Consider the following 11,956-nt stretch of genomic DNA (forward strand, 5'->3'; position numbering starts at 1 on the left):
AATGCAGACCATTACTTTGGCCGCAGCGGAATCCTCTGCCGGCAATCCGATTCTGAACATCGCGGTCTTCGCCGCCTTCTTGGTTGTCACCATGTACGTGGTGCTTCGTGCCGGAAAGTCCACCAAGGAAGCGTCTGACTTCTACACCGGTGGTGGCTCGTTCTCCGGTCGCCAGAACGGTCTCGCGATCTCCGGTGACTACCTCTCCGCAGCATCCTTCCTCGGCATCGTCGGTGCTGTGGCACTCAACGGTTACGACGGCTTCCTTTACTCGGTCGGCTTCTTCGTGGCCTGGCTGGTTGCTCTCATGCTCGTCGCAGAGCCGATGCGTAACGTCGGCCGCTTCACCATGGCAGACGTGCTGTCCTTCCGCCTGAAGCAGCGTCCGGTCCGCGTGGCCGCAGCTATCTCGACGCTGTTTGTCTCGCTGTTCTACCTCATTGCACAGATGGCCGGTGCAGGTTCCCTCGTGGCTGTGCTGCTCAATATTCACGAGTTCAAGTGGCAGGCCGTGGTCGTGGGCATCGTAGGCATCCTCATGATCGTCTACGTCCTTGTCGGTGGCATGAAGGGCACGACCTACGTGCAGATGATCAAGGCTGTGCTCCTAGTGACCGGCGTGGTCATCATGTGCATCCTCACCTTCGTCATGCTCAAGGGTGGCTTCAACACGCTGTTTAGCACGGCCGTCGACATGCACGCGAGCTCCGCCGTCATCCAGGAAAAGGGCTACGAGGCCTCCCAGATTATGGAGCCGGGCCTGAAGTACGGCAAGAACCTCACCACCAAGCTTGACTTCATCTCCCTCGGTATCGCTCTCGTGTTGGGCGTGGGTGGTCTGCCACACGTTCTCATGCGTTTCTACACCGTTCCGACCGCAACCGAGGCTCGCCGTTCCGTGACTTGGGCCATCGTCATCATCGGTGCCTTCTACCTGATGACCCTGATTCTGGGCTACGGTGCTGCTGCTCTTGTTGGCCCTGACCGTATTCTGGCCGCACCGGGTGGTGCTAACTCCGCTGCACCGCTGTTGGCTCTGGAAATTGGTGGCTCCGTCTTCATGGCAGTGATTTCCGCCGTCGCCTTCGCTACCGTTCTCGCTGTTGTTGCTGGCCTGGCCATTACCGCCTCTGCGTCTATCGCGCACGATGTCTACCACTCCGTCATCCGCAACGGTGAGTCCACCGAGGCAGAGCAGGTCCGCGTCTCCCAGATCACCGTGGTTATCCTGGGCATCGCATCCATCATCCTGGGCATCCTCGCCATGACCCAGAACGTGGCCTTCCTGGTGTCCCTGGCCTTCGCTGTTGCGGCTTCCGCTAACCTGCCGACCATCCTGTACTCCCTGTACTGGCGCCGTTTCAACACTGCAGGTGCTGTAGCGTCGATGTACACCGGCGTTATCTCCTGCCTGGTGCTCATCTTCCTGTCCCCGGCAGTGTCTGGCACCCCCACCTCGATGTTCCCCAACGCTGACTGGTCCATCTTCCCGCTGTCCTCCCCGGGTCTTGTGACCATTCCGCTGGCCTTCTTCGCCGGTTGGATCGTCTCCATCATGACTCCGCCGGATAACCTTGAGGAGCTGTCCGCCGAGATGGAGGTTCGCTCCCTCACTGGTGTGGGCGTTGAGGCTCCGGTTGACCACTAAAGGTCACCTGGATCAGTACTTTTAAGGGCTAAGCAGGTAAACTCACACGTCGTGTTTTACCCGCAGCCTTTACACAGGGCGGTATCAGCACGAGCTGGTGCCGCCCTTCTGGCGTGCGCACTTGGCGCATCGGCTCTCAGCGCCTGTACTCCGCCTAATGAACAGGACGCAGACTCCTCGCGTGCAACGAGCTCCGCTCCCGCTACACCGGCGCCCATTTCCCACAAGAAGGGTTCCTCGCAACTGGCAGCGGTCGACGACCAAGTGGGGCAGATCCTTAAAGGTGATGACCAGAAGGCGATTACGTACTACCGCATCGAGACCGGTATGCACATGGGGTCACCCACGGAGCACACACCGCGCTACGCGCTGAGCCTAATCAAGCTCTATATCGCCACCTACGTCATCGAGCACGGCTCTTTCGAGGACAAGTACGTGGCGCTGGACATGATCGCTGACTCTTCAGATGAGAGCGCCGGAAAGCTCTTTAAGAAGTACCCTAGGTCCATCGATTCCATCGCGAAGGAGTACGGTCTGACCTCCACCAGCGCCGGGAAGGACTGGGGACACTCGAAGACCTCGACTTATGACGTCGTGCGCTTCATTGTCCAGCTCATGGAAGATGACCCAACCCATCCAGTGCTCGTGGCGATGGCTCACGCGGATGAGGTCTCTGCTGATGGCTACCAACAGGATTATGGCACTGCAGCGCTTAGCGACGTCGTCGGGACGAAGTGGGGATGGTCTGACAGCAAGGACCGGCACTCCTCAGTTTCCTTTAGCGAGAACTTCGTCGTCGCGGCCTCTATCGAGGGCTCTGCCGACGAGCTAACCTCCTACGTCCGCAAGGAAATCACCGGTAAGAACCTGGTAAAGGGCAATAACCTCAACAAGGAAGCCTTGGCCCATCCGGAGGCCTTCTCCTCGACGCCCACGCCGTCAAGCACGTCGTCGTCTGGCACGACGTCGCCCAGCTCGACGTCCTCTGGCATGCAGACGACGTCGGAGCTGAAGTCAACGGAAAAGACAACGACAAAGGCGACGTCGACTGTCACGTCAACGTCGCCTGCAGCAGAAAAGAAATAGGGAAGCGCTAGCCCATTGCCTTGCGCACGGTGTTGAGAACATCAATGGCACCGCGCACCTGGTCGTTGCTCACTGAGGAGCCAGCAATGGTGATGCCATTGCCATCCACGCTGGAGCCGCGGCCGGTGGGATCGGGGAGGGAAATGTTGGGCAGTGGGGCGTCGTTAGGCACTGCGGGAATGTCCTTGAGCTTCGGGCGTGAGGCAGCACCCTCACCCGGTGTCCACTGACCCCAGTCGCGGGCGTACACGGTGTTGATATCACAGGTGATGCCGTCAATGGTGGCCTGCGTCTTGGCCTTCTGGTGGATTGTGGTGCGCGGATGAATCCTGCCACCGGAGCCCCAATCGTGCATCCAGAAGAACTCACCAATGCCATCAGCAACGCACCAGTCGATGACGTTGTAGTTGCCATAGACACCCGTCTGGTAACCTGCGGCAGTCAGCGCCGCGGAGAAAGCCTTGAGGTAGGGGCGAATCTGCTTCTCATATTGGGCGCGAGTGGGGTTGTCATCGATGGCGATGTAAATCGGACGGCCGGCCGGTCCACCTGCAGCCTTATGGATAGCGATGGCCTGCGGTGCATGGACGCCGGCGCCAGCTGCACCGTTGAGCCAGTCGGCGGTCTCGGCGCGACCAAACTGGTAGATGGAGGCGGTCTTGAGGCCCGCTGCCGCATTGGCCTTGGTCTCTGCCAAGGTCACCGGCTTGCCCTTCATCCACTGTTCGTCCGGACGACGCTGAGATACGTAGCGAATGGCGCCGAGGTGCCCGGCCGCCTTGATGGCGCTGGCCGAAGGAACACCAGCGGAGAAGTCAATGATCGTGCCGAGGGCCGGGCCCACCGCGAGGGCGGCGGGGGCCTGGCTTCCAACGGCACCGGCGGCCAGCGCAAGGGCACTGGCCTTGAACAGGGAACGACGGGAAAGGGACACGGTTTCTCCTCAAAGGGGGCTCGTGGATGACGGCGGCAACTCGCGTAGAAGGATGTCGCGCGTCACTACAGTTGATGGTGAAAGTAGTATCTGGAAACACTGTAGTCACATTGGTTTAAAATTGCACCACCTGTAACAGGGAAGGTGACCCTCGAGATGCGTGAATATGGTGACTGACGATGAGGTGATGGCATGGCCGAAGAATTGAAACTCCGATTCGCCCAAGCGGATAGTGTCTTTCGGCTGAACCATGCTCGGTGGAGTGATGCTGACATTGCGCGGCTGCTCGATAACTACCTCGATGACTACATTGAGCGCTCTCGCCTGCAGTCGCCGTGGATTCTGGATAGCCGACAAGAAGGCAGTGTCTTCGTGGTCGAGCATCTCTTTCCCGTCGATGAGTTTGTGGAATTGGCTGCAGGTCGAATGTCGCTAGATGAGCACTTCATTGAGTCGATCCCGCTGACCTATCCCATCACCTTTGAGATCCGCGCCGGGTACCTGCGCATGCATAAGCCGCTGGCTGCGCAATACGGTGGGCTGGTTTCCGACTTCATCCGTGGGCTGGGCAAGATGCTCGTGCAGAGCGACGAAAAATACCTTTGGGATCACGGCTACGCCGAGTGTGCTGGGGTGGGCAGCATTCCATTCAATGTCTATGGCCTTTTGGAGCCTGATGAGCCGCTCGTGGGGTTCTACCGAGTTGACGTCGACATGGAACACGAGGCGTGGCTTTTTGTTACCCCTCAAGGCCTCATTGTGCACTTTGATAACGATGAGGTGCTGGCATTCGACAAGGCAGATATGCGCAACCCCTCTGTCCCCTCGGGCTTCTTTAGCTACAGCATGCTCAAGGTTGAGGTTCTAGGGCTGCAGGGGTCGGGCCCGGTCAAAACGTCATTTAGCCCGAAGGATCTCGGGGAGCTGGATCAGGCACGAGCTGATATTCGCACGATGCTGGCGTCGCCGCATCAGGGCCACACGCGCCGCATGGTGGATCCTTGCCCGCATCCCTGGCTAGAGGTTGAGGGCGATGAGCTGGACTATATGGCGCAAGCGAACCTTGAGCGCTACCGCGGCGACACAACGCGCGCTGGCCGCAATCCATTTAGCGATGCTGCCGGGCAAATGTTTACGGCGATGGACAACCCCTTTGCTTAAGCGTCTTTCGTGCGGAAGGTGACGGTGGTGGGGTTCTCCACCGTGCGGGAAACCGTGCAGTCTTTCTCGTGAGAAATGCGGACTAGGCGCTCAATCATGGACTGTGCTTGGCGGCCGGCGTCGGTTTCGGGGAAGCGGAGGGAGAACTCCACGTTGACCTCGCTCAGCCGTGAGGCGCCGTCTTCGTTGACGCGGGTGCCGTCCACGTGGACGTCGAAAAGCTCTGGCTCTGCGCGCCGCGAGGTGACCACATCGACGTCGACCGCCGAGCAGCCCGCGACCGCGGCGAGAAGTAGCTCCACTGGGCTCAAAAGCCCCTCGCCGCTTCCGAACTCGAGGCTCGCCCCGTCAGCATTGGTTGCGCGGTAGTGGCCCGTATCTACGCGGGTGACATCGACTCCGTATTTCTTGGTGACTTCGCTCATGTCCGCCATCCTAGTGACCGTTCGCAATTTAAAAAGAAATTAATATTGCGGCCACATGGGTGCAAACTGCGCAACATATCCTGTTCTTCGTCTCTTTCAATTCAATAAATCCACCCCCTCACTTGTATAGGAAGAACTATGACTACTCGCCGCCTTCTCGGCACTGTGCTCACCGTTTCGGTGGCCGGAACCTTCTTGGTTGCTCCTGCTTCTGCTGATGAACCAAAGGAGGGCATGGGCTCACGCTTCACCATCGGCGTGCTGCCGGATACCCAGTTCTACTCCCGTTACTCCACCCCGGAGACCGGCAACTTGGCTCAGGCGCGCTACGGCAGCGAGCCTTATGCTGCGCAGACCGAATGGCTGGTGAAGAACCAGAAGGCCCTCAACATGGACTTCGCTACCCACCTGGGTGACGTAGTGGACCAGCCGGACGTCGACGGCGAGTGGAAGGTCGCTGACAAGGCCATGAAGGTCCTCGATGATTCCGACCTGAACTACTCCATCCTGCCGGGCAACCACGACATGATTGAGGATGCCTCGGCGCACCCGTACAACAAGTACTTCAGCGCCGAGCGCGCCAAGGACGCCAACCCGGATACCTTCCAGGAGCGCCACACCGCGGTTAACAATGACTCTGAGTACCACATTTTTGAGGCTGAGGGCCAGAAGTACCTGGTCTTGGCGCTCGCCTGGCGCGCGGATGACGAAGCGCTCGAGTGGGCCCAGGGCGTTCTCGACGCGCACCCGGACCTGCCGGTCATCCTCACCAGCCACGAGGTTCTCAACATCGATGGCGCCGGTGAAGTCTTCTACTCTGAGGACTACGGCCAGGGTCTGTGGGACAAGTTCATCAAGAAGAATGACCAGATCTTCCTCACCATGGGCGGCCACCACCACGGCGCGGGCTACCGCGTGGACAAGAACGATGCAGGCCACGACGTTATCGGCATCCTGCAGGACTACCAGATGGCTTACCAGGGCGGTAACGGTCTGCTCGGCGTGCTCGAGTTCGACCTGAGCGGCAATGAGCTGGAGATGACTGCCCTGTCCCCATGGGTCGCGCAGAAGCCGGCAAAGGAGCTCACGCAGTTCGACAAGCTCATCCTCGACGGCAAGGGCGATAGCTACCACGTGCCGCTTAACTTCAAGGAGCGCTTCGCCGATTTCGCTCCGGAGTGGACCATCGGCGATGAGGACGACGCTGACTTGGGCAAGAAGGCCCGCGACATCGTTGAGGAAGGCTACACCCCGTACACCATCCCGGAGGACCAGCTTCCGGAGGGCCCGAATGACTTCGTGAAGTCTGACAAGACCGTCTTCCACTGGCGCCCAGGCCAGACCAAGGACAAGGAAGGCAAGCAGCTTGCCGACGGCGACGTGGCCACCGAAGGCGCTGTCATTCCGGATGCCTTCGGTGCTGATGGTGCCGGTGACCTCGTTCGCGAAGGCGGCCCGTCCAATGAGGGCGAGCGCATCACTTACGCCAAGGATCACCACCCGCTGTCCTCCGACTCTGGTTCCCTCTACTGGTCCGACCCGGCTGGTCAGGCCGAAATGGCGGAGTTCCGCTCCAAGGAAGGTGCTGAAATCAACAAGGTCGATACCTCCGAGGGCTACACCTTCGAGTCCTTCGTGAAAATTCCGAAGGACTTCAACGGCTCTGAGCACGGCTGGGGCAGTGCGCTTTCCCGCGACTCCAGCATCGCTGAGCTTGTCGACGGCTCCGACGACACCGACCCCACCGTCATGTTCGGCATCTCCAACCTCCGTGAGCTGCGCTGGTGGGCGGAGCCCAAGGAAGGTGAAGGCTCCACTGTTTGGTCCCACGAGGTGCCCACCGATGAGTGGATGCACATCGCCGTGGTGAACAAGCCGGATTCCGACACCGTGGAGATGTTCATCAACGGTGCACCCATCCTGCGCAACGCCAAGGGCGCTGAGGGCTTGCTCCCGCGCGACCTGCAGTGGGTCATGGGCGCTGGCTTTGATAACCTCAAGCCGCAGGACCCGTGGTACGGCTGGATTGGTGAGACCCGCCTGACCCAGGGCGTTCTGGACTCCGACGAGTGGCTCACCGCCCGCCCTGCCGTGAAGGAAGAAGAGCCATCCTCTTCCGCGACCACCTCCCCGTCTGAGTCGACTACCACTGAGCCGAGCAAGCCTTCTAAACCGACCAACACGAAGGAGCCTTCCGCTGGTGACATTGGCCAGGCCTTCTTCGCCGGCTCCAGCCACGGCGCGAAGATCATCCTCCCCATCGTCGCCGTCATCGCAGTCGTCGGCGGCGCTGCCTACGCCCTCATCCCGACCATCAACCAACTCTTCGGCCTCAACATCCCGCAGCCGAAGCTGCCTAAGATTCCGGGCCTGAACTAGTCCCCGTTCACCCTCCATCCCCCGTCTCGCACTGAGGCGGGGGATTTTTACTGCACAGCAAGATTTCGGCCCCTATTTGTTAGAAACGTCGCTTGGAAGAACCGGCTCGACTGTGGGCCAAGGCGATCTGGTTATGGACAAACCATTCTGGAATGAGTAGTATGAAACTCATGGGACGACCTCGTAAATTCAATGAAAAAGAAGTTCTCTCTGGCGCGATCACGTTGTTTGGCAGGAGCGGATTCAATGCAGTCTCAGTGGACGTGGTGGTCAATCAACTGGGGCTTAACCGGTCCAGCTTCTACAACCTCTATGGCTCAAAGCATGGATTGTTTCGTGCTGCGGCAGAAACCGTGTGTGCTGAAGCTGAAGGCGGCCGAGTGTCGGATGCTGCACAGGACTTCGTGGTGGTGGCACTGGTTGAGGTGGCGCCAGTCAGTATGGATTTACGCGGGCTTATCCAGCGGGCTTATGAACTGTGTTTCACCGGCCCGGAATCGCTAGGGCAGCACGTGCTGGCCCGTGCACAAGGAACCGAACACTAAGGAGGACCATCATGAACAACAAACTCACTCTGACAGACAAAGAGCTCGTCATCGAGCCGCTCGGGCTTGATAAGCTCTGGTCTTTGACCGGCAGCATCACGATTCCGTGGAACCACGTTCGTGGAGCTACTCATGACCCTGGAATGAAGCACGAGCCCAAAGGCCTTCGAGCACCGGGTCTGCGAGCCGGCCAAAAACTATCGGGCACGTTCCACTCTGATGGTGGACGCCAGTTCTGGAACATTAGCGGCTATGAGAACGCCGTTGTCATCGAGCTTAAAGACGAGCATTTCGATCGGCTCATTTTGTCCTTGGATAACCCGACTGAATGTGTAGCGCGCATCAACGAAAAGGCTCAGGCCGTCTGAGCCCGACGTGCCCCAGCGCCAATACTTGATGTCATTTACGGCAAATAGCAGGTGAAACCGCCGCGGCGAATTTTCGTCCACTATTCACGGTGAATGACACGTTTAGGCCGAACGGCTTTCGGTTCTGGAGTTAAAGTGCCCCAGGTTGTGTCCCCTCTACTCAGAGGGAACACAACCTGCGACACTTCAGGAATGAAGGAAAGTCAGAGAGAAAATGAGCCGAAACCTAGGCTAAAAAGTGGTGAAAACCTTAACACCGAACCTGCATCGCCGAGGGGCGGGGTTTGTTGGGTTCGAGTGGTGTTCCGTGCTTGCTCCAATCAGCCTTTCGGTGGGGTAGAGTACTCTGAGGACTCAGCGGGGGTAACCGAATACCAGGTCACCGCTACGTAACCAGCAAAAGCGAAGACCAAAACTAGCGGAACGAAGGTCCCTATAGCAATACAAACCGCAAGCAGGCCGACGGCCTTAAGGCCGCCTTTTGGCTCCGAAGACGACGCAATTAGTAGTGCTGTCGGAATGGCAGCGACGAAGAGAAGAGCTACTAGCAGAAGAAGAGGAGCATCGTTTAAATACCCCGCTGGCAAAGTTCCGACGCCCGCGCAAATCCACAGGAATTTTCGTAGGCTCATAGAACAGTTCCTCTCTTTACTCATTAGGTGCAGTCGCGACAGGAGCGATGTTGGCGCCAAGGATCGCCACAGCGAGGCTGAATGCACCGACTTTCTTGAGGGCAGTGGCGATCATTTGCTTGTTATTCATAATGACTTGAACGAGCTTAGCCTGCTGGGCTCCGGGAATACAGCCGGAGAGCACACTTGCGAGAGCCCACACAGCACTGTTCGGGTCCTCCCGCGTTTTGTAAAGACCGCGCCCCGATTCCTACCGCGCATCTGACCGCAGCAACGATGACGAGCGGTGCAACCCTAAGAGCTGTGCCGTTGTTGTGCTCAAGCGATTGAAGTTCGGTATCCAATTCATCCGCCGGTAGACCAGAAAGGTATTTAAACTCAGAATTCAGCTGCTCATGGATGTCTTCGGTTGGGCTTCAGGGCCCGTTCAATTGGTCACGGAAGACCAACGACGGAGCTTATTTTTCTTGGGGAAGCAGCCAGTTTCAGTACAAAATGAAAGCCGGAACCTCATTTCGAGGTCCCGGCTCTCGCACCGCTGGAGTTTTCCGAACACTTTCAAAACGTTTTCCGAAAGACCCCACTTCGGGGCTTTCGGAAAACTTCTCCACCTGCACCAACCCAGCCCCCTCGCGCACAGTGTTCCACGGCCTCGCCTAGAATGTTCCGTGCCACCGCGTTCACCAGGTAAACCGCGCCTCCTGCCTTGCCAGCCACTCCGTTTGTCCAACCGACGCGGAACCGCCAGGATCATTCCCATACCATTCGATGAGGTACGCCAAAAGGTGACGCTTGAATCGAGTGTCGCTCGCTGTTTCGTTGAGCATGCTGTCACCAGAAAACGAAAGTACGCCGCGTTCGCGCTCCTCGTCGCGGTCTCCGCAGTGCCAAAATAAAACCCCATTCACGCCGAACTCGGTCAGCATGAATGGAGTCTTTTAGCCAGTCGTCTCCGTCAGGAGGCGACTTCTTCGGCTAAACCCGCTGGCGGATAGTACCGCCGGGGTTTTCGTCGCCCCAACGCTTCGTGACGAAACGACCCGTCGTTGCGGATCGGGTCACGGGGCGATTATTGCTGGTTCCCTTTCCGACCCGTTCGGTCGTGGTCTTGTTAGGCCACCGCCCCTTAGCCGCGTTGGAAACGAACTTGCCTGTCTTTGCAGACCGATTCACACTGCGTCGAGCCATATTTGACAACCTCCTAAGGAGTCTGACGAGAGTGAGCGCGTTTCGTGCTTGAAACGCTGTCAACTCAGTTAGACTCGGTGTATCACGTCCAAGTGGTGATCGAGACTAACCTCTCGTCTCAACGGGGTCGAGCTGCAACTCGGCCCCGTTACTCAGTCCTAGGCGGCTATCGTGAGAAATTCCCCTTTTTGCTGTTAGAAGCACGTTTTTCGGCAAGTTTCCTCGCCATTGTTGCTGTATGCTTATTCGACACTTTGGCCCTCATTTGGCGCACCTCTTGGGTGCCGAATGAGGAGCGTCCCAATGCCTCCCTGTAACGGTTCGTCACGCCACGCCTCCTTCGTTCCTATGTTTTCGCGCTTTGGCTCGCACCCTTTCCAACGCCTTGTTTACACTGTGAGGAAACGTCTCGAGCCTGTCCGCAATCTCCCTCGCCGAAAGCCCGTCCGCACGCAGGCGGGCTACCTCTAACTCCTTATCCGAGAGTAACCCGGTTATGTGGCGCAGTTCGTCGTCGAGTTCAAATTGGGTCTCCAACGGCATTTCGCGTGACGGCAGTTGGAGCAATTCATTTTCCTCAACTTCTTGGATGTAGCGTGCAGTCCTTTTGAGCTCCCTGGCGCGTCGCTTAAGCACCTTACATGCTTCCATTAAGCACCTGCCGACGAAGAAGGTCTTCAAACTTGCTCCGCCACTCGGTGACCACTTTCCTCCAACAAGCGCGTGTTCCCTGAACACAAGAACGGATTCCACGACGATGTCTTCAGCAATTTCTTCCACCTCATCTGGGGTAAGGAGGTCTAGACGGACGTCCTCGTCATTGGGAACGAAATCCAGCTTCTCACGGCATTTCGCTAGCAGTTCTTTCGTCATAATCCACTTCTTGATGCAGGCAAACCCGTACCCCATGATCTCGATTTCAAAATCGTCGTAGTCTCTACCTTGGAAGCCTTGCTCTCGCAGAACTTCATAGAGCTCGCGGTCACCCGCGAGGCGTTCTGACTCATCTCTCGGCTTGGTGGTCTGCGTCCACGCGACGGTGGTTTTGCGCTTGTGCCGGCCCTCGTTGCGAAACCTGTCTAAGTCGCTCACGACCCTCCCTAACGTTATTGGAAGAGAGTTTATCTGCTGGATAGCCCTCTGGCTAAGACTGCCTCGCGAATCTACAGGGGCCGGTGCGGTTAGGGTTTTCGAAACGTACAGTGTACAGAACTGTCCAATACGAGAAAGAGGAGCCATGTGTATAGGCATCATCTCGGGCATAATCTCCGGCCTTATCGTGTCAGTCGTCTTGTGGGTATGGGATGTCCGTCGGCGGGATGCATTGGAGATGGTATTCGTCGCCCCGGACCGAGCGTTTCTGAGAAATAACCGGTTGCGAGCGGTAGTAGTCGGAGGCTCCTGGGAATTAGAGAAAGGTCAGGTCATCTTCCGAGGTGATGATTTTCGTGGCGAGGGGCACGGATTGGTCATAGGACGATTCGAAACCCTTCCAGTAAGAACACATATGCTTCAACCTGGCGGGCTCAGGTGGTGAATGCATCTATACAGCTAGGAGGTTGTGTAGATGTCAGGTGATGAGAAGTTACG

10 protein-coding genes are annotated in these 11,956 nt (G+C 57.9%); 6 read left to right on the forward strand and 4 right to left on the reverse strand.

All coding sequences use genetic code 11. The annotated features are described in order from the left end of the window. Position 1 precedes the first annotated feature (1 nt). Together NX84_RS04990 and NX84_RS04995 are read left to right on the forward strand one after the other, a co-directional pair. Positions 2-1,648 carry a solute symporter family protein gene (locus tag NX84_RS04990; protein ID WP_039674467.1) on the forward strand — a complete coding sequence of 549 codons (1,647 nt, stop codon included), beginning with the start codon at positions 2-4 and terminating at the stop codon, positions 1,646-1,648. Positions 1,649-1,699: 51 nt separating this feature from the next. Beyond that, positions 1,700-2,734, forward strand: coding sequence for a hypothetical protein (locus tag NX84_RS04995; protein ID WP_052319673.1), 1,035 nt, complete (start codon positions 1,700-1,702; stop codon positions 2,732-2,734). A 7-nt stretch (positions 2,735-2,741) separates the two neighbouring features. Here NX84_RS04995 and NX84_RS05000 read toward each other — a convergent pair whose 3' ends face one another. Next, positions 2,742-3,668, reverse strand: coding sequence for a DUF1906 domain-containing protein (locus tag NX84_RS05000; protein ID WP_039674469.1), 927 nt, complete (start codon positions 3,666-3,668; stop codon positions 2,742-2,744). A gap of 192 nt (positions 3,669-3,860) precedes the next feature. On the opposite strand from NX84_RS05000, the gene NX84_RS05005 reads away from it, so the two are divergent. Then, positions 3,861-4,829, forward strand: a complete 969-nt coding sequence (locus NX84_RS05005; protein WP_052319674.1) for a hypothetical protein — start codon at positions 3,861-3,863, stop codon at positions 4,827-4,829. Here NX84_RS05005 and NX84_RS05010 read toward each other — a convergent pair. Continuing rightward, positions 4,826-5,254, reverse strand: a complete 429-nt coding sequence (locus NX84_RS05010; RefSeq protein ID WP_039674471.1) for an OsmC family protein — start codon at positions 5,252-5,254, stop codon at positions 4,826-4,828. The genes NX84_RS05005 and NX84_RS05010 overlap by 4 nt on opposite strands. Positions 5,255-5,392: 138 nt before the next feature. On the opposite strand from NX84_RS05010, the gene NX84_RS05015 reads away from it, so the two are divergent. The 3 genes from NX84_RS05015 to NX84_RS05025 all read left to right on the forward strand — a co-directional run bounded on the left by NX84_RS05015 (position 5,393) and on the right by NX84_RS05025 (position 8,546). Continuing rightward, positions 5,393-7,633 (forward strand): LamG-like jellyroll fold domain-containing protein, encoded by a 2,241-nt coding sequence (locus tag NX84_RS05015; protein WP_039674473.1) that lies wholly within the window; start codon positions 5,393-5,395, stop codon positions 7,631-7,633. Between the two features lie 170 nt (positions 7,634-7,803). Next, positions 7,804-8,178, forward strand: a complete 375-nt coding sequence (locus tag NX84_RS05020; RefSeq protein WP_231913698.1) for a TetR/AcrR family transcriptional regulator — start codon at positions 7,804-7,806, stop codon at positions 8,176-8,178. Between the two features lie 11 nt (positions 8,179-8,189). Next, on the forward strand, positions 8,190-8,546 hold the full coding sequence (locus tag NX84_RS05025; RefSeq protein ID WP_039674477.1) for a hypothetical protein: 357 nt from the start codon (positions 8,190-8,192) through the stop codon (positions 8,544-8,546). Between the two features lie 1,312 nt (positions 8,547-9,858). On the opposite strand, the gene NX84_RS05035 is transcribed toward NX84_RS05025, so the two are convergent. Together NX84_RS05035 and NX84_RS12355 are read right to left on the reverse strand one after the other, a co-directional pair. Then, positions 9,859-10,104: a hypothetical protein gene (locus NX84_RS05035; protein WP_039674481.1), complete on the reverse strand. Its 246-nt coding sequence runs from the start codon at positions 10,102-10,104 to the stop codon at positions 9,859-9,861. A gap of 586 nt (positions 10,105-10,690) precedes the next feature. Further along, positions 10,691-11,458, reverse strand: coding sequence for an RNA polymerase sigma factor (locus NX84_RS12355; RefSeq protein WP_126297600.1), 768 nt, complete (start codon positions 11,456-11,458; stop codon positions 10,691-10,693). Positions 11,459-11,956: the final 498 nt, after the last annotated feature.

Source organism: Corynebacterium minutissimum, assembly GCF_000805675.1.
Lineage (GTDB): Bacteria > Actinomycetota > Actinomycetes > Mycobacteriales > Mycobacteriaceae > Corynebacterium > Corynebacterium minutissimum.

Coding starts and splice junctions, on each gene's coding strand:
- NX84_RS05020 (WP_231913698.1), top strand. CDS start 7,804: ATGGGACGACCTCGTAAATTCAATGAAAAAGAAGTTCTCTCTGGCGCG.
- NX84_RS05015 (WP_039674473.1), top strand. CDS start 5,393: ATGACTACTCGCCGCCTTCTCGGCACTGTGCTCACCGTTTCGGTGGCC.
- NX84_RS05035 (WP_039674481.1), bottom strand. CDS start 10,104: ATGCTGACCGAGTTCGGCGTGAATGGGGTTTTATTTTGGCACTGCGGA.
- NX84_RS05025 (WP_039674477.1), top strand. CDS start 8,190: ATGAACAACAAACTCACTCTGACAGACAAAGAGCTCGTCATCGAGCCG.
- NX84_RS05005 (WP_052319674.1), top strand. CDS start 3,861: ATGGCCGAAGAATTGAAACTCCGATTCGCCCAAGCGGATAGTGTCTTT.
- NX84_RS05010 (WP_039674471.1), bottom strand. CDS start 5,254: ATGAGCGAAGTCACCAAGAAATACGGAGTCGATGTCACCCGCGTAGAT.
- NX84_RS04990 (WP_039674467.1), top strand. CDS start 2: ATGCAGACCATTACTTTGGCCGCAGCGGAATCCTCTGCCGGCAATCCG.